Below are 16093 nucleotides of genomic sequence, written 5' to 3'. Positions count from 1 at the left end.
GCAGCTGGTACGTCGGTGAGGCGGTGACAGTCTACTCGGCGTCACGGCTGAACAGGATGGCGCCGTCGATCACCGTGTGGACCAGCTCGGGGAAGCTCTCCCCGTCCAGATACGGCAGCAGCGGGGTCCTGGCACGCGCGTCGGTGGACCAGGCGGCGGTCCGGGAGTCAGGGGTCTGGACCGCCAGAGAGTCCACCTCCCAGACGGCGTAGGTGGCCGGGGCTCCAGGATTCAGCTGGCCGCCGGCCGCCCCACCGGCAGCGCCGCCGGCCAGTGAGCGGTAGGCGCCGCGGACCTGGGCATTGAAGCCGGCCCGGACCGAGACGGGATCCGCATCATGGTGGACGTGTTGGGAGATCAGCTCCCACGGGTTGCGGCCCTGTTCCGGCGCTGCGCTGGAGGGCAGACCCACGCTGAGTGCGGTGGCCAGGTGCCCCGGCGCGCGGAAGATCACATGCACCCCGGTGTTCAGCAGACGCTCCCACAGGTGGCGATCCGAGGTGTCGAAGCCGGAGAGCACAGTAGGTGTGGCCGGCGAAGGAGTCATCTTCTCCCGGCGCAGCCGCTCATGGGACGACACCACAGCATCGACCAGCGCGGCCGCACGGTCCCCGGCTGCTGCGGCGCCGGCGTCGTCGGCTCCGTCGATGATCAGCTGCCGCTGAGCTCCGCTGGCCGTCCGTCGGATCTCCAGAAGGATCTCCTCGGCCTGATCGGTGCTGCGCCCGGCGAAGAGATCCTCCGTGCTGACGGCGAGGGCCAGCGGTGCGCCCGCGGCCTCGTCCAAGACTCGCATCATCTGGACCACCTCGGTCAGGAAGCTGGAGGACCGCGGATCCTCCAGGTCCAGCCCGCCCATATCAGTCACATGCAGATGGGGGAAGACCGGCAGCGGGTGCTCGCGCGCCTCCGTGAGGACCTGCTGCAGCAGCTGCTCCACCACCCCCGGAGCGTCATAGCGGTCGAAGCTCTGCTCTCCCTCCGCCGTGTTGATCCGCAGACCGAGGAACCGCTCCCGGGAGATCCGCAGGTCCAAGCGCACGGCGCCGTAGCCCAGCGTCAGAGCCTGATCGAGAGCGGGGCGGCTGTCCGCCGGCTCCGGGCCGTCGAGCACCGGGGAATCGACCCAGCCGATGAAGGCGGGCGCCACCAGTGCGCGGTCCAGATCCTGGACCTCAACAGTGTCCTCGGTGCCCCGGCGGGCCGTGTCCTCATCCCCGACCCAGGCCACCAGGCCGTCTTTGACCAGCAGGGATTCGGCGTAGGGCTCTGTGGTGCTGTGCACGGTCCCGTTGATCAGCAGGCGAGGCGCGCGGGTCGCCGATGTGCTCTCAGTCGTCAATGAGGTCTTCCTCCGTCGGTTGGTAACTCACAGAGGAGTAGGCCACCACTCCCCTGGCGATCAGGTCCACCGCCTCATGGCAGGCGGCAGAGAGTTTGGCTGGGGTATGCGGGACTTTGCCCAGCTGGTCCAGCACATCGATGCACTGCTTGGCCCACCGGACGAAGTCTCCGGCGGCCAGCGGCGTATCCTCCAGGGCACTGCGGAGGCTCTGTCCGGAGGCCCACGCGTACATGGGCAGCGCCAGTCCCAGCTCAGGGGCGGAGGTGGGCTCGAGATGATGCTGCTTCTCCAGAGCCTCCAGATCTGCGTGGACCTCCAAGGCCGTGCGTGTGGCATCGCTGAGCCCCTTGGTGGGCATGACGGGCATCGCACCCTCATCCTCACGCTTGGCCTGATAGACCAGCAGTGTGGAGAAGGCCGCGAGCTCCTCCGGCTTCAGCGCTGAGAGCGTCCCGCGCTCCTGCAGCAGCTCGGTGAAGAGGTCACGCTCGCCGTAGATGCGGCGCAGGCGCTGTCCACGCTCTGTGACCACGAACTCGGCCCGCGCCCATTCCTCTCCGACCGGGTCGGCGGTAGGCATCTGCTCGGGGTCGGCCGGCTGCAGATGGCCGAGGTCGTAGAGCACGCCGGAGACTCGGTCGAAGGTCTTGGCGATGGAGCCGGTGCGGCGATCGATCTTCTGCTTGAGCTGATCGGTCTCCTTCTTCAGCTTCCACCAGCGCTCGGCCCAGCGGGCGTGGTCCTCCCGATCGCTGCAGCTGTGGCACGGGTGCCGACGCAGCTGTGACTGCAGCTGCTCCACCTGCTCCTCGCCGCCAGCGTCCTCGACGAAGCCGAATCCGGCAGTCGGAGCGTTCTTCCGGGGCGGGACCCGGTCATGGACTGCCGAACGCATGGAGGCGGCCAGGTCACGGCGGACTTTGGGCACCTTGACCTGGGGTTTGCGGGGCAGCCGGATGCTGGCGATGACCTCTGGCGGCTGCGGAAAGTCTTCCACGGTGACGTTGCGCAGCTTGCCCTGCTCGGTGATGACTCCGGGCCGCGGGTCATGCTCGGGCGCAGTGTGCACGACCAGACAGGTGCCCAGTCGGCGCTTGCCGCCGTCGACCTCGATCACATCGCCGGGCTGCAGCGCCGCCAGGACGCGGACCAGCTCGCGGCGGCGCTGGCGGTTCCGTGCCTTGGCCTGGTCCTTCTGCAGATCGTTGAGCTGGCGCCGCATGGCGGCGTACTCGCCGAAGTCCCCGAGATGACAGGCCATCGCCTCTTCATAGCCCTTCAGCGAGGACTCGCGTTTGGCCACATCGCGGGCCAGGCCGACGACCGCGCGGTCCGCCTGGAACTGCGCGAAGGAGGACTCCAGAATGGTGCGGGCCCGGCGTCGTCCGAACTGTGCCGTGAGGTTGACCGCCATGTTGTAGCTGGGCCGGAAGCTGGAGTTCAGCGGATAGGTGCGCTTGGAGGCCAGTCCGGCCACCTGGCGTGGGTCCATCCCGGGCTGCCAGACGACGACGGCGTGGCCTTCGACATCGATGCCGCGACGTCCGGCCCGTCCGGTGAGCTGGGTGTACTCCCCCGGGGTGATGTCCTCGTGAGATTCGCCGTTGAACTTGTCCAGCTTCTCCAGCACCACGGTGCGGGCGGGCATGTTGATGCCCAGTGCGAGGGTCTCGGTGGCGAAGACCACCTTCAGCAGCCCTTCGGCGAAGAGCTCCTCCACGAGTTCTTTGAAGGGCGGCAACATCCCGGCGTGGTGAGAGGCCACGCCGTTGATCAGCGCCTCACGGAAGCTGTCGAAGCCCAGGACTGCGAGGTCCTCCGCGGGCAGCTCCCACCCCATGGCTTCCACGCGCGAGGCGATCTCCTGCGTCTCCTCGCGTGTGGTCAGCCGCAGGTCGGCATGGAGACACTGTTCCACCGCAGCCTCGCAGCCGGCCCTGGAGAAGATGAAAGTGATGCACGGCAGCAGACCGTCGCGGTCCAGCGCTCGGATCATCTTGGGCCGGTTCAGCCGAGGGCGACCTGCCGGGGATCCGGAGATCTTCGAGACCTCACTGTGGTCCCTGCCCCCACGGTGAGCGCTGCTGCGGTGGTCTCGGTGCATGTCGCGGCGCCCACGACCACGCGATCGGTGCCCGCCGGAACGCCGTGAGGGAGGGCCGGAGTGCTGCAGAGTCATCCGCTGCAGCTCCGGGTTCACCAGAGACTTCGGGTCACTGTGCGGACCGCCTGAACGCCGCCCTGTCCTGCCGTCCTCCGGGGTGATGAAGAGGTCGTGCAGCTCGTGGTCGAAGAGCATGTGCTGCCACAGCGGGACCGGGCGGTGCTCGGAGACCACCACAGCGGTCTCGCCGCGCACGGTGTCCAGCCAGGCGCCGAACTCCTCGGCATTGGACACCGTCGCCGACAGCGCCACCAGCTGCACGTGCTCGGGCAGGTGGATGATGACCTCTTCCCAGACTGCGCCGCGGAAGCGATCGGCCAGGTAATGGACCTCGTCCATGACCACATAGCCCAGGTCGTCCAGCGTGGTGGAGTTCTGGTAGAGCATATTGCGCAGCACCTCGGTGGTCATCACCACCACCTGCGCCTCGGAGTTGATGCTGGTGTCCCCGGTCAGCAGCCCCACGCGGTCGGCACCGTACTCCTCGACCAGCTCCTGGTACTTCTGGTTGGACAGTGCCTTGATGGGGGTCGTGTAGAAGGTCTTGCTGCCCTGGGCGATGCCCAGATGGACCGCGAACTCCCCCACGATCGTCTTTCCCGCACCGGTGGGCGCGGCCACCAGGACTGCCTGACCGGATTCCAGGTGCCGGCAGGCCTGAAGCTGGAACTCATCGAGGTCGAAGCTCTGCTGGGCACGGAAGGCGCCCAGCTCAGTCGCAGCTTCGGCGGCCCGCTGTCGGGCGGCCGCATACCGTTCTGCAGGAGAGCGCTGCTCCTCGTCCGGAGAACTCATAGGCTCCAGCCTAATGCCTATAGGATGGCTCGTTGTGCCCTCCTCACCGAGTCGTCAGCCGATCTTCCCGTTCAGGACTGTGGTCCTCGGGGCGCTGATCCCAGCCTTCGTGTTCAGCGCGGGCCTCGGTGCGATCCTGCCGATCATCGCGCCCTTCGCGGTGGAGCAGGGAGCCTCTCTGGCGACGGCAGGTCTGATCGCGGCCATGCTGCCGCTGGGCCAGATCCTGGCAGACCTTCCCGCCGGCGCCTTGGCCTCCAAACTCGGCGACCGCGCTGCACTGCTGCTGGCCGGCTCGCTGGCGGGCGCGGCCTTCCTGGCGGCGGCTCTCTCACCTTCGCTGATCACACTGGGAACGGCCATCCTCGTGGTGGGTGCCGCCAATGCCGTGTTCCAGCTGGCGCGGCACTCCTATCTGACCGTGGTCACCCCGGTGACCCAGCGGGCACGCGTGCTCTCCACGCTCGGCGGGGTGCACCGCATCGGCCAGTTCGTCGGCCCCTTCCTGGGTGCCCTGGTGACCCTGGGCGGGGACACCCGCGGCGTCTTCCTGGTCGCCGTGGTCACCTCTGCGGCGGCCACTGTCACCGTGCTGCTGGCCAAGCCACGGCAGAGGTCCCATCCCTCCGCCCACGCAGAGCTCGACGCCGACGCCGCCCGCTCCCCTGCCGCCAAGCCCACGCTGCTGGACATCCTGGTGGAGCACCGTCGGAAGTTCCTGGCCCTCGGGACGGTTGCGCTGCTGGTGGGCATCATCCGCGGTGCCCGGCAGCAGGTGATCCCCCTGTGGGGCGAGCACATCGGATTGGACCCCACCACCATCTCGCTGATCTTCGGCCTGGCCAGCGGCATCGACATGCTGCTCTTCTACCCCGCGGGCAAGGTCATGGACCGCTGCGGGCGGCTCTGGCTGGGGGTGCCGGCCATGGTGCTGCTGGGTATCGCAATGGCTCTGGTCCCCGTGACCGCCACGGCCTCCGGGCTGGCGATCATCGGTGTCCTGCTGGGCTTCGCCAACGGACTGGGCTCGGGGATCATGATGACCATCTCCTCAGATGTCTCCCCGGAGGTGGGCCGCCCGCAGTTCCTGGGCATCTGGCGCCTGCTCACCGATATCGGAATGGGCGCCGGTCCGCTGATCCTGTCCGGCGGTGCGGCCCTGGGCTCCCTGGCCGTGGGGGTCTGGGTGGCCGCGGCCATGGGCCCGCTGTCCTCCGCCGGGATGCAGCGCTGGCTGCCCCGGTACTCCGATCATGCCAACCGGACCACCCGACGTCGGGCCGGGCTGCTCTGAACTGCTGCTGCGCGTCTGCTGCGGCTCAGCCGGTGCGTACCGGGCTCAGCTCCGCGGCCTCCTCATCGGTGAACAGTCTGGAGCGCACGATGAACCGGTGTCCGGTGGGCCCTTCGATGCTGAACCCGGCGCCGCGCCCCTGTGTCACATCGATGGTGATGTGCGTGTGGGACCAGTATTCGAACTGCGCTCGGGAGATCCATACCGGCACCGGCTCAGGCGTGCCGGGCTCGAGCTCGCCGAGCAGCACATCGGCCGGGCCGGTCATGAAGGTGCCCTGGGTGTAGCACATGGGCGCCGAACCGTCGCAGCAGCCCCCAGACTGATGGAACATCAGCGGCTGCCCGTGGTCCTCGCGCAGGGTGCGCAGCAGGGCAGCGGCCTCCTCCGTGATGGCGACTCGTTCGGCACCCATGCTTCCCTCCTCAAAGGCCTAGAAGAATCCCAGCTTGTCCTCGGAATAGCTGACCAGCAGGTTCTTGGTCTGCTGATAGTGATCCAGCATCATCCGGTGGTTCTCCCGCCCGATGCCGGATTGCTTGTAGCCTCCGAAGGCCGCGTGGGCCGGATACTGGTGGTAGCAGTTGGTCCAGACGCGGCCGGCCTGGATCTCCCGTCCAGCACGATAGGCGGTGTTTCCGCTGCGGGACCAGACTCCCGCTCCGAGCCCGTAGAGGGTGTCGTTAGCCACTGAGATGGCATCCTCATAGGTGTCGAAGCCGGTCGCAGAGACCACCGGACCGAAGATCTCCTCCTGGAAGATGCGCATGCTGTTGTCTCCGCGGAAGATCGTTGGAGCCACGTAGTAGCCCTCGGAGAGACCTTCTCCCGGATCCATCCGCTGCCCACCGGTGAGGACCTGGGCGCCTTCCTTCTGTCCGATGTCCAGATAGGAGAGGATCTTTTCCAGCTGGTCGTTGCTGGCCTGGGCTCCCACCTGGGTCTCGGTGTCCAGCGGATTGCCCTGCTTCATCGCTAGGGTCCGTTCGACGGCGGCGTCGAGGAAGTCGTCGATGATGCTGTTCTGGATCAGCGCGCGTGATGGACAGGTGCAGACCTCACCCTGGTTCAGCGCGAACATCGCGAAGCCTTCCAGCGACTTGTCGTAGAAGGCGTCGTCAGCGGCGGCTACATCCTCGAAGAAGATGTTGGGGCTCTTCCCACCCAGCTCCAGAGTCACCGGTATGAGGTTCTGCGAGGCGTACTGCATGATCAGCCGGCCGGTGGTCGTCTCTCCGGTGAAGGCGATCTTCTTGATGCGTGGGCTGGATGCCAGTGGGGCCCCAGCCTCTGCGCCGAAGCCGTTGACGATGTTGAGCACCCCATCGGGGAGCAGGTCCCCGATCAGCTCCGCCAGCACCATGATGGAGGCCGGTGTCTGCTCTGCCGGTTTGAGGACGACGGCGTTGCCCGCTACCAGGGCGGGGGCCAGCTTCCAGACAGCCATCAGGAGTGGGAAGTTCCACGGGATGATCTGTCCCACCACACCGAGGGGCTCGTGGAAGTGGTAGGCGACGGTATCACCGTCGATTTCGCTGATCCCGCCTTCCTGGGCCCGGATTGCTCCGGCGAAATAGCGGAAGTGATCCACTGCCAACGGGAGATCCGCGGCGAGGGTCTCGCGCACAGGTTTGCCGTTCTCCCAGGTCTCGGCGACCGCCAGCATCTCGAGGTTCTCCTCGATGCGGTCCGCGATCCGGGTCAGGACGACAGCACGTTCGGCGACCGAGGTGCTGCCCCAGGCCGGAGCCGCGGCATGGGCGGCGTCGAGCGCGGCGTCGATATCCTCTGCGGTGGAGCGTGCGACTTCGGTGAAGACCTTGCCGTTGACCGGTGAGGGATTCTCGAAGTATTGCCCCTTCACGGGGGCGACCCATTGTCCACCGATGTAGTTGTCATAGCGGGACCGGTAGCTGACGATGCTGCCCTCAGTGCCGGGCTGTGCGTAGACGCTCATCATGACTCCCTTGATGGTCGAAGCAATCCTTGGAAGTGATCCGTATCACTTAAGAGAACCATAGGGCCCAACGCGTTGCATAGACGTTGCACCGGCTTGCTGCCTCGCCGGTGTGAGCGAGAAGTCGTGACATGCACCGGAGTGCTCTCTACTATGTGATGCAGAACACGTCGCGATGACCGGAAGGAGCGCCATGCCAGCACTCCCGGAGGAGCCTCGGACCTGGGGCAGGCTGTCTCCCGACCTGCAGGCATCATGGCGGCGCTCAGCCGGCTACCTCGCGAATCCTGCTGCCGCCACAGCACCGATCGACTTGGGCGACCAGGATCTGGCCGCCTACCTGGAGGAACATCCGCTTCGCTTGGTGTTGCCCGTCTTCCGCCGACTACTCATCGAACCAGCCGCCGACGCAGGTCTGATCACAGCCATCGGTGACGCACAGGGGCGTCTTCTCTGGGTTGACGGCGCCCGGCCCACCCTCCGCCGGGCTGAGGGATCCGCCTTTCAGCCCGGTGCCAAATGGTCCGAAGATGCCATCGGAACCTCGGCACCGGGACTTGCCCTCGCGACCCGCCGTGGCGCGCAGGTTCACCAGGAGGAACACTTCGCCTCCTCCGCACACCACTTCTCCTGCTCCGCTGCCCCCATCCACGACCCGCACACAGGGAATCTGCTCGGGATGGTCGATCTGACCGGCGGCCCGGAGGCTGTTGCAACCCATTCGCTGCCCCTGATCTGTGCTGCGATCTCGGCCGCGGAAGCCGAGCTGAAGGTGCTGCCGGCGCGCAGTTCCAACCCGCAGCTCACCGCGCTGGGAACTGCGGCTCCCCAGCTGATCTCAGCCGGCAGGCGCGTCCGCCTGACCCTGCGTCAGGCCGAACTGCTGATGCTGCTGACCTGGGAGGCGTACACCGGCGGCCCGGAGACAGGCCTGAGCGCCGGGGAGCTCGCAGCACAGCTCTACGGCGAGACCGGACATGAGGTGGCACTCCGAGCAGAGATCCTCCGACTCCGCCGGGTCCTCGACTCAGCACCTGTCGAAGGCCTTCAGGTCCTCAGCCGGCCATATCGCCTCTCTGCTGCCCCGGAAGTCGACGTGCTCCGGTGCGCACGGGCCCTCACCGCCGGCGATCGCTCCTCCGCCCTGGATCTCTACGGCGGACCGGTCCTTCCCCTCTCCGAGGCTCCCGGGGTTCTGCACATCAGACATCGGCTGTCCGTTCTGCTGCGTGAGTCCGTGCTCTCAGACGGGTCGGGTCAGGAGCTCTGGCGCTACCTGCAGCTGCCTGAGACAGCTGGGGACGAGGACGCCGTCTACACCGCTCTGCGCACTCTGCCGGCAGACTCGCCCCAGCGTGCGGCGCTGGTCGCCCGCATGCAACGTTGATGCAACGGCCAGCTCAGTAGCTTCGGAGTACACCGCACTCAGAAGGTGCGGGCACCGATCAGAAGCACATCAGCCGTGACGAAGGAGCCACCATGAGCACTATGACAGCCGCCGTCGTCGAAGACTTCGGAAAAGACTTGGCAGTGACCGACTACCCCCGTCCCGCACCGGGGCCGGGACAGGTTCTGGTGAAGCTCATCGCTTCAGGGGTATGTCACACCGACCTCCACGCCGCTGAAGGGGACTGGCCGGTCAAGCCCGCGCCACCGTTCGTCCCCGGACACGAAGGCGTCGGACTCGTGGAAGAGCTCGGTGAGGGGGTGACGAACCTCGAGGTGGGCCAGATGGTGGGCAACGCCTGGCTGTGGAGCGCCTGCGGTACCTGCGAACACTGCCGCACCGGTTGGGAGACGCTCTGCGAAGCGCAGACCAACGGCGGCTATTCAGTGGACGGATCCTTCGGGGAGTACATGCTGGTGGACGCGGCTTTTGCGGCAGCTGTCCCGGAAGGATCGGACCCGCATGAGATCGCTCCGGTCCTCTGCGCCGGCGTCACCGTCTACAAAGGACTGAAGACGACGGGGGTCCGTCCGGGGCAGTGGGTGGTCATCTCAGGGATCGGCGGTTTGGGGCACATCGCAGTCCAGTATGCCGTCGCGATGGGAATGCGGGTGGTCGCCGTCGACGTGGCCGATGACAAGCTCGCACTGGCTGAGCGCCACGGAGCCGAGATCACGCTGAACGCCCAGGGCCGGGATCCTGCTCAGGAGATCAGCGAGAGGATCGGCGGTGCCCACGGCGTGCTGGTGACCGCGGTCCATCCCTCCGCCTTCGGCCAGGCCATCGCGATGACCCGCCGCGGCGGAACCATCGTCTTCAACGGACTGCCGCCGGGAGACTTCCCCGCTCCGATCTTCGACATCGTGCTGAAGGGTCTGACCATCCGTGGCTCCATCGTGGGAACGCGCCAGGACATGGTCGAGGCGCTGGACTTCTATTCTCGGGGGCTGATCCACCCGACCTTCTCCAAGCGACCGCTGGACGACATCAATGCCGTCTTCGATGAGATGCAGCACGGGAAGATCGACGGACGGGTGGTCATCGACTATTCAGCGTGAGTCCCCGTGTTCCTACAGCGGCTTCGGGGTGCTCCTGTGCTCCAGGCCTGCCCGGTCCGGCTCCATCCGGTCGCCACGGCCACCGCAAGACAGGCGGCTGAGGTGAGCAGGACGGCCCACCAGGCCCACGGAAGCAGGAGCATCCCCAGCGCCGCTGTCAGAGAGACCACGAGGCCCTCGGCCACCCAGAACAACACCTTCAACCCGGAGAGATCGCCAAAGGGAGTGGGAATCGGGACCAGCGAGTCCAGGGGCATCTGGCGGTTTCGCATGGTCTGCATGAAGCGGGCGGACAGAACGATGCCGGTCAGCACGAGGCTCCATCCGATCGCGGTGCCTGAGTGCTCCCCGAGCCACCACGAGGCTGTCAGCGCGGTGAGATGCCCGAGGCCGACAGCCACAAGACCTGCCGCGCAGGGCCAGGCCAGCCTCCGCAGCGTTGCTTGCCGAGCAGCCCACCCGAAGAGTGGGGCGGCGTCGAATTCGTCTTTGAGGCTGCGCCATCCATCGGCGATGGCCCCGCTGCCAAGGTGCAGCAGAGCCGTGCCGAGCAGAATGGCCGGCACGAGGATCAGCATACGATCCTCGTCCTCCTGAGAGCTCCCGGGGCCCGCGGCGCCGAGGCACAGGCTGACCAGCAGGACCCCGAGCATCATTGTTGAGAACCCGAGCACCAGCCGCCGTGGGGTCCGAGTCGCCGCCGCCACATCAGCGACGAACCCGCTGAAGGCGCCCCTCAGCCCGGTTGTCGGCCCCCGGACTGCCCAGCGCATCAGCGCGTTGCCACGGTGCCGGGGCCTGTCACGAAAGAGCTCGGCAGCGTCGTCGAAGCTGCCGGTGGAGCTGTAGAGCCGCGCATCGGCTATCCGCCTGCTCTGATCGATCAGCGTCCGCGCAGGCATGCCGCCCAGTGCAGAGGGGATCAGCACCATCAGCGCCACCCCGACGACGGCGACCGCCCCGGAGACCGCCAGCGCGGCACCCGAGGCCTGGTCCGTCCAGAGAAGGGCGAACCAACCGCCGGGTGCAAGCCAGATGCTCCTCGCAATCACCAGGGGCGCTGCGGCGAACACCGTGAGCGTCAGAAAGATCAGCAGCCCGGCGGTCGACGGCCGCGGCACGGCGGCCCACCGCTGTCCCAGGAACCAGAAGAATGCACAGTGAAAACCGGTGAAGAGCGAACCGGACAACAAGAGCCAGAGGTGGTCAGGGCCCCATACGCCGGTCTGCAGCACGGAGAAGCCCGCGACCGCCGTGGCTCCGACGACCGCCGCGGCCACAGAGGTCATCATGCTGAGGGTCGGCCGGAGGAGCACTCTGCGGCGCTCGAAATCGCCGGTGAGCAGCGTGTGCGCCAAGAAGGGCGTGAGATAGGCCGGGCCCTGGCCCGTGCCGAGCAGGTAGGCCAGCGCGCTGAGGAGGCAGAGGACGGCATTGATGACGACCAAGGCACCGTCACCGGTGAGTGCCGTGGCAGTGGCCGCGTTCAGGGATGTTCCGATGAGGTACGCCGTAGGCACCACATAGATGCCCAGCATCAGGGCGATCACGTAGAGGCTGAACCAACGGCCCGTGGCCTCGGTGGCCTCCTGCCTGCGTGAGTAGATATGCCGGACGGTTCGCAGCCGTTCCAGCTCGGTGCGCGCAGGCCCGTTCATCGACTGCCCACAGGGCCGAGATCCAGTTGCCGGGCAGACCGCTCGATGATCTCTGCCCGGTGCGTGGCAGCGACCACCAGGGCCCCAGCGGATGCCCGTTCTTCCAACACCGAGATCACTGCCTCTACCCGCTCCTCGTCGAGATGGCGCTCCGGCTCATCGAGCAGGAGAAGTCCCCCAGGGCGGCTCAACGTGAGCCCCACTGCGAAGAGCTGGAGCTGTCCGGCGGAGAGCTCATGGGGGAAGCGCCCTGCCAGCTGAGGGATCGTGAGGCGCTCCAGGAGCCCGTGGGAGGTCTCTTCAGCAGAATCCGGCGGAGGCGCCCCAGGAGGCTCCCACCATAGTGAGCTGCTCGGAGAGCGTCATCTCACGGGCCATAGGCGGGGTGTCGATGAGCGAAGCCGCCGCCGCGCGAAAGCCCCGGTCATGCTCAGCCGGGACCCCGGAGAAGCCCTCGGCCTCGCTGCGGATCTCACAGCTGCCGCTGGTGGGAGGCATCCTGCCGGCCAGAATCTTCAGCAGGGTGGTCTTGCCCGTGCCGTTGGCACCGGTCAGCGCTACGAGGCCCGGGCCGACCAGCTCAGCAAAGAGGGCGGGCAGCAGGGTCGCGTCCTCCACGGAGACGGTGAGAGCTTCACAGAGAACGCGCATTCCGCCACGCCAACACCGCCGATCTGGGGCGGAATCCTCCAAAAGGATGACAACGGGAGCTGCTGAGGAGTCAGCTCAGCCCATCAGGGGTGAACCGATGAAGGGATCGAACCCGAGGCCGACGAACAGCAACGTCAGGTACATGATCGACAGGTGGAAGACCTTCATAGCCTTCTTATCGGTCAACGCTTCGTTCTGCGCCTGGCGGTAGAGCACGTGGGACTCGAAGACGAACCAGGCACCGGCGATGACGGCCACTGCCGTGTAGGTGACGCCGGCCCATCCCATAGGGACCAGGAGCAGGGAGCACACCACAGTGGCCCAGGCGTAGAGCACCACCTGGACTGAGACGGTCTTCGCGGTGGCGATGGCTCCCAGCATCGGCACATCGGCCAGCTGATAGTCGGTGCGGTACTTCATGGACAGCGGCCAGTAGTGCGGCGGGGTCCAGAGGAAGATGATGGTGAAGAGCACCAGGGCGGGCCACTCCACAGAGTCACGGACTGCGGCCCACGCGATGAGCACCGGGAAGCAGCCGGCGAGGCCGCCCCAGATGATGTTCTGCTCGGTGCGCCGCTTCAGGATGATCGTGTAGATGACCACATAGAAGAAGATCGCTGCCGCGCCCAGCGCTGTGGCCAGCGGGTTCGTGCCGAACCAGAGCACCACCATGGAGAACAGGCCCAGCAGCCAGGAGAAGACCAGGGCCTCACGGGGAGTCAGCTCCCCGGTGACCAGCGGCCGCTTCTTGGTTCGGTTCATCACCTTGTCCATATCGCGGTCGATATAGCAGTTGAACGCACCTGCTGAGCCGGCGGCGGCGGCGCCGCCGAGCACAGTGGCCAGCGCCACCCACAGGTCGGGCAGGCCGCCCTGGGCGAAGAACATCGTCGGAATCGCAGTGACGATCAGCAGCTCCATCACACGCGGCTTCGTCAGCGAGACATAGGCTGCTGCTTTGCGCTTGAACCCGATGCGGGAGGGATTCTCCGGGGCATCGGTCTCAGGGGTGCGAGTGCTCAGATCGGTCACCGCTCCAGTGTACCTTTTCTACGCTCCGTAGAAGAATGGTTGCGCGTGTTCTCCACCGCCTGGGTCGTCTCAGGCATCGATCCGTTCCTTGTCCAGAGCCTTGGAGCCTTCGATGATGAAATCTCTGCGCGGAGCGACCACGGACCCCATGAGCAGATCGAAGACACGCTCGGCCGCCTCGGCATCTTCGACGCGGATGCGACGCAGGGAGCGGTGAGCAGGGTCCATCGTCGTCTCCGAGAGCTGATCGGCGTCCATCTCGCCCAGACCTTTGTACCGCTGGATGGGCTCCTTATAGCGCAGCCCCTTGCGCTCCAGATCGGCGAGCAGCCGGTTCAGCTCGGCTTCAGAATAGGTGTAGCGGATCTCATTGGCCCTGCGCCCGGAGTGGATGACCTCCACCCGGTGCAGCGGCGGCACAGCCGCGAAGACCCGGCCCGCCTCGATCATCGGGCGCATATAGCGGAAGAACAGGGTCAGCAGCAGCGTGCGGATATGAGCGCCGTCGACGTCGGCGTCGGTCATCAGCACCACCTTGCCATAGCGCGCCGCCTCCAGATCGAAGCTGCGGCCGGAACCGGCTCCGATGACCTGCAGCAGCGCAGCGCACTCGGCGTTGGAGAGCATATCGGCGATCGAGGCCTTCTGGACGTTGAGGATCTTGCCGCGGATGGGCAGCAGCGCCTGGAAGTCTGAGGACCGTGCCAACTTGGCGGTGCCGAGCGCCGAGTCGCCCTCCACGATGAACAGCTCCGTGTCCTCGACCCCCTTGGAGCGGCATTCCACCAGCTTGGCCGGCATCGACGAGTTCTCCAGCGCATTCTTCCGGCGCTGGGTCTCCTTATGCTGGCGGGCGGAGATGCGAGACTTCATCTCAGCCACGACCTTCTCCATCAGCGTGGTGGCCTGCTGCTTCTCAGCACGCTTGGTGGAGTTCAGACGAGTCTCGAGCTCTCTGCTGACCACTTTGGTCACGATCTGGCGTGCCGCTGGGGTGCCGAGGATCTCCTTGGTCTGGCCTTCGAACTGCGGCTCGGCGATGCGCACGGTGACCACGGCGGTCAGGCCGGCGAGCACATCGTCCTTCTCCACCTTGTCGTTGCCGGCTTTGAGCTTGCGTGCATTGGCCTCGACAGCTTTGCGCAGGGTCTTGAGCAGAGCCTGCTCGAAGCCGGACATATGTGTTCCGCCCTTGGGCGTGGCGATGATGTTCACGAAGCTGCGCACCGTGGTCTCATAGCCGGTCCCCCAGCGCAGGGCGATGTCGACCTCGCAGTCGCGCTCGACGTCCTGCATATGCGACTTGCCGTCGCCGTCCAGGACAGGAATGCGTTCGGTGAAGCTGCCGTGCCCTTGGATCCGCCAGATGTCGGTGACGCCCGCATCGGGGGTCAGGTGCTCGACGAATTCGCTGATGCCGCCGTCGAACTGGAAGACCTCCTCGACGGGCTCTGCACCGCGCTCATCGCGGATGGTGATGCGCAGCCCGGGGACCAGGAAGGCCGTCTGGCGGGCCCGGTTGACCAGCTCCTCGTCGTCGAACCGGGCGTCGGGAGTGAAGATGTGGCGGTCTGCCCAGTAGCGGATGGTGGTGCCGGTGACTCCGCGTTTGGCCTTGCCGACCGCTTCCAGCGGCGAGCCCTTCTCCGCCGGGGTGAACTCAGCGTCAGGTGTGGCTCGGGAGCCCGCGAAGGTTCCGGGTTCGCCTCGGCGGAAGGACAGCTGGTGGACTTTTCCGCCGCGTGTGACCTTGGCGTCCAGGCGTGAGGAGAGGGCATTGACCACTGAGGCGCCGACGCCGTGGAGACCGCCGACTGCGTTGTAGGAGCCGCCGCCGAACTTGCCGCCGGCGTGCAGCTTGGTGAAGACGACTTCCAGCCCGGAGAGTCCGGTGCGCGGCTCGACATCGACCGGGATGCCACGACCGTCGTCGGAGACCTCGACCGAGTCGTCCGGGTGCAGGGTGATCGAGATGGTGGAGGCATAGCCCGCCAGGGCCTCATCGACGGAGTTGTCGATGATCTCCCAGAGACAGTGCATGAGCCCGCGGGAGTCGGTGGACCCGATGTACATGCCCGGCCGTTTGCGTACGGCTTCCAGACCCTCGAGCACCGACAGATGACGGGCATCGTACTCGGAACGCTGCGCCACGAATCTCCTCCTGCATATAGCCGAACCTGTCCAGGGTAGACCGACTGAGCTCCCAAACGGCGCAGAAGCGCCGAAGCCGGCGCCCACAGGCTGCTCGGACCCACGCGCTCGGCCCGGATGCTCTGCCACGGGTCCCGAGTGCTGAGCCGGTACGCGGTCAGCGAAAGCAGCCCGTGTGAGGGCCCCTCTGCCGAATGATCGGCAGGTGTCCGTGGTTATATGGATGACACCACGTATTTGTGAGGAGGCGAAGAGCATGACCGGAACCACGGGAACTCTCGAAGCACAGACCACCTTGACCGCTCTGGACCGCTGCGACCGCTGCGGTGCTCAGGCCTACGTCCGCGCAGTGCTGTCTTCCGGCGGCTCGCTGCTCTTCTGCAATCACCACGCACGGCAGGTGGAAGAGAACCTCCGCCCGCAGAGCGCTGAATGGGTCGACGAATCCTCCAGGATCTCCTGACCCTGAGCGGCCCCGATACAGAAATGCCCCCGGTACTGTCCGGGGGCATTTCTGTATCGGCTTCCGCAGGGGCGCCTC

The 16093-nt window shown here is 66.5% G+C and carries 13 protein-coding genes; 4 read left to right on the top strand and 9 right to left on the bottom strand.

What is annotated here, in order from left to right; genetic code table 11:
- Nucleotides 1-31: 31 nt before the first annotated feature.
- Both JOF45_RS05550 and JOF45_RS05545 read right to left on the bottom strand, forming a co-directional pair.
- The gene (locus JOF45_RS05550) at nt 32-1342 is read right to left on the bottom strand and encodes a hypothetical protein (protein ID WP_210048403.1); all 1311 of its coding nucleotides are present in this window, start codon (nt 1340-1342) and stop codon (nt 32-34) included.
- Complete coding sequence (locus JOF45_RS05545; RefSeq protein ID WP_210048402.1) at nt 1332-4304, bottom strand: DEAD/DEAH box helicase; 2973 nt, start codon at nt 4302-4304, stop codon at nt 1332-1334. The genes JOF45_RS05550 and JOF45_RS05545 overlap by 11 nt, the downstream gene beginning before the upstream one ends.
- 34 nt (nt 4305-4338) lie before the next feature.
- Between JOF45_RS05545 and JOF45_RS05540 the strand changes: the two genes are divergently transcribed.
- Nucleotides 4339-5598 (top strand): MFS transporter, encoded by a 1260-nt coding sequence (locus tag JOF45_RS05540; RefSeq protein WP_342591407.1) that lies wholly within the window; start codon nt 4339-4341, stop codon nt 5596-5598.
- A 25-nt stretch (nt 5599-5623) separates the two neighbouring features.
- Here the strand turns inward: JOF45_RS05540 and JOF45_RS05535 are convergent, their stop codons facing one another.
- Together JOF45_RS05535 and adh are read right to left on the bottom strand one after the other, a co-directional pair.
- Nucleotides 5624-6013 (bottom strand): DUF779 domain-containing protein, encoded by a 390-nt coding sequence (locus JOF45_RS05535; protein ID WP_210048400.1) that lies wholly within the window; start codon nt 6011-6013, stop codon nt 5624-5626.
- 18 nt (nt 6014-6031) lie between these two features.
- Nucleotides 6032-7555: an aldehyde dehydrogenase gene (adh, locus tag JOF45_RS05530; protein ID WP_210048398.1), complete on the bottom strand. Its 1524-nt coding sequence runs from the start codon at nt 7553-7555 to the stop codon at nt 6032-6034.
- A 193-nt stretch (nt 7556-7748) separates the two neighbouring features.
- Between adh and JOF45_RS05525 the strand changes: the two genes are divergently transcribed.
- Together JOF45_RS05525 and adhP are read left to right on the top strand one after the other, a co-directional pair.
- Nucleotides 7749-8942 carry a sigma-54-dependent transcriptional regulator family protein gene (locus JOF45_RS05525; protein WP_210048396.1) on the top strand — a complete coding sequence of 398 codons (1194 nt, stop codon included), beginning with the start codon at nt 7749-7751 and terminating at the stop codon, nt 8940-8942.
- A 92-nt stretch (nt 8943-9034) separates the two neighbouring features.
- The gene (gene adhP, locus JOF45_RS05520) at nt 9035-10060 is read left to right on the top strand and encodes an alcohol dehydrogenase AdhP (RefSeq protein WP_210048394.1); all 1026 of its coding nucleotides are present in this window, start codon (nt 9035-9037) and stop codon (nt 10058-10060) included.
- On the opposite strand, the gene JOF45_RS05515 is transcribed toward adhP, so the two are convergent.
- The 5 genes from JOF45_RS05515 to JOF45_RS05495 all read right to left on the bottom strand — a co-directional run bounded on the left by JOF45_RS05515 (nt 10048) and on the right by JOF45_RS05495 (nt 15552).
- Nucleotides 10048-11718, bottom strand: coding sequence for a hypothetical protein (locus JOF45_RS05515; RefSeq protein ID WP_210048393.1), 1671 nt, complete (start codon nt 11716-11718; stop codon nt 10048-10050). The two genes, adhP and JOF45_RS05515, sit on opposite strands and share 13 nt — an antisense overlap.
- Nucleotides 11715-11975 carry an AAA family ATPase gene (locus JOF45_RS13730; RefSeq protein WP_425352354.1) on the bottom strand — a complete coding sequence of 87 codons (261 nt, stop codon included), beginning with the start codon at nt 11973-11975 and terminating at the stop codon, nt 11715-11717. Before JOF45_RS13730 ends, JOF45_RS05515 begins: the two co-directional genes overlap by 4 nt.
- 43 nt (nt 11976-12018) lie before the next feature.
- Nucleotides 12019-12369 (bottom strand): ATP-binding cassette domain-containing protein, encoded by a 351-nt coding sequence (locus tag JOF45_RS05505; protein WP_210048391.1) that lies wholly within the window; start codon nt 12367-12369, stop codon nt 12019-12021.
- Between the two features lie 75 nt (nt 12370-12444).
- Nucleotides 12445-13392 (bottom strand): heme o synthase, encoded by a 948-nt coding sequence (locus JOF45_RS05500; protein ID WP_210051332.1) that lies wholly within the window; start codon nt 13390-13392, stop codon nt 12445-12447.
- A gap of 78 nt (nt 13393-13470) precedes the next feature.
- Complete coding sequence (locus tag JOF45_RS05495; RefSeq protein ID WP_210048390.1) at nt 13471-15552, bottom strand: DNA gyrase/topoisomerase IV subunit B; 2082 nt, start codon at nt 15550-15552, stop codon at nt 13471-13473.
- A gap of 256 nt (nt 15553-15808) precedes the next feature.
- Here JOF45_RS05495 and JOF45_RS05490 point away from each other — a divergent pair, with 256 nt between their 5' ends.
- A complete protein-coding gene (locus JOF45_RS05490) occupies nt 15809-16015 on the top strand; it encodes a DUF7455 domain-containing protein (RefSeq protein ID WP_210048389.1) in 207 nt (68 codons plus the stop codon).
- The last annotated feature ends 78 nt before the right edge of the window (nt 16016-16093 follow it).

Origin of the sequence: Nesterenkonia lacusekhoensis (genome assembly GCF_017876395.1) — a bacterium.
Taxonomy (GTDB): Bacteria; Actinomycetota; Actinomycetes; order Actinomycetales; family Micrococcaceae; genus Nesterenkonia; species Nesterenkonia lacusekhoensis.
The sequence above is the reverse complement of the archived record's forward strand: the minus strand, read 5'-3'. Positions and strand labels throughout refer to the sequence as shown.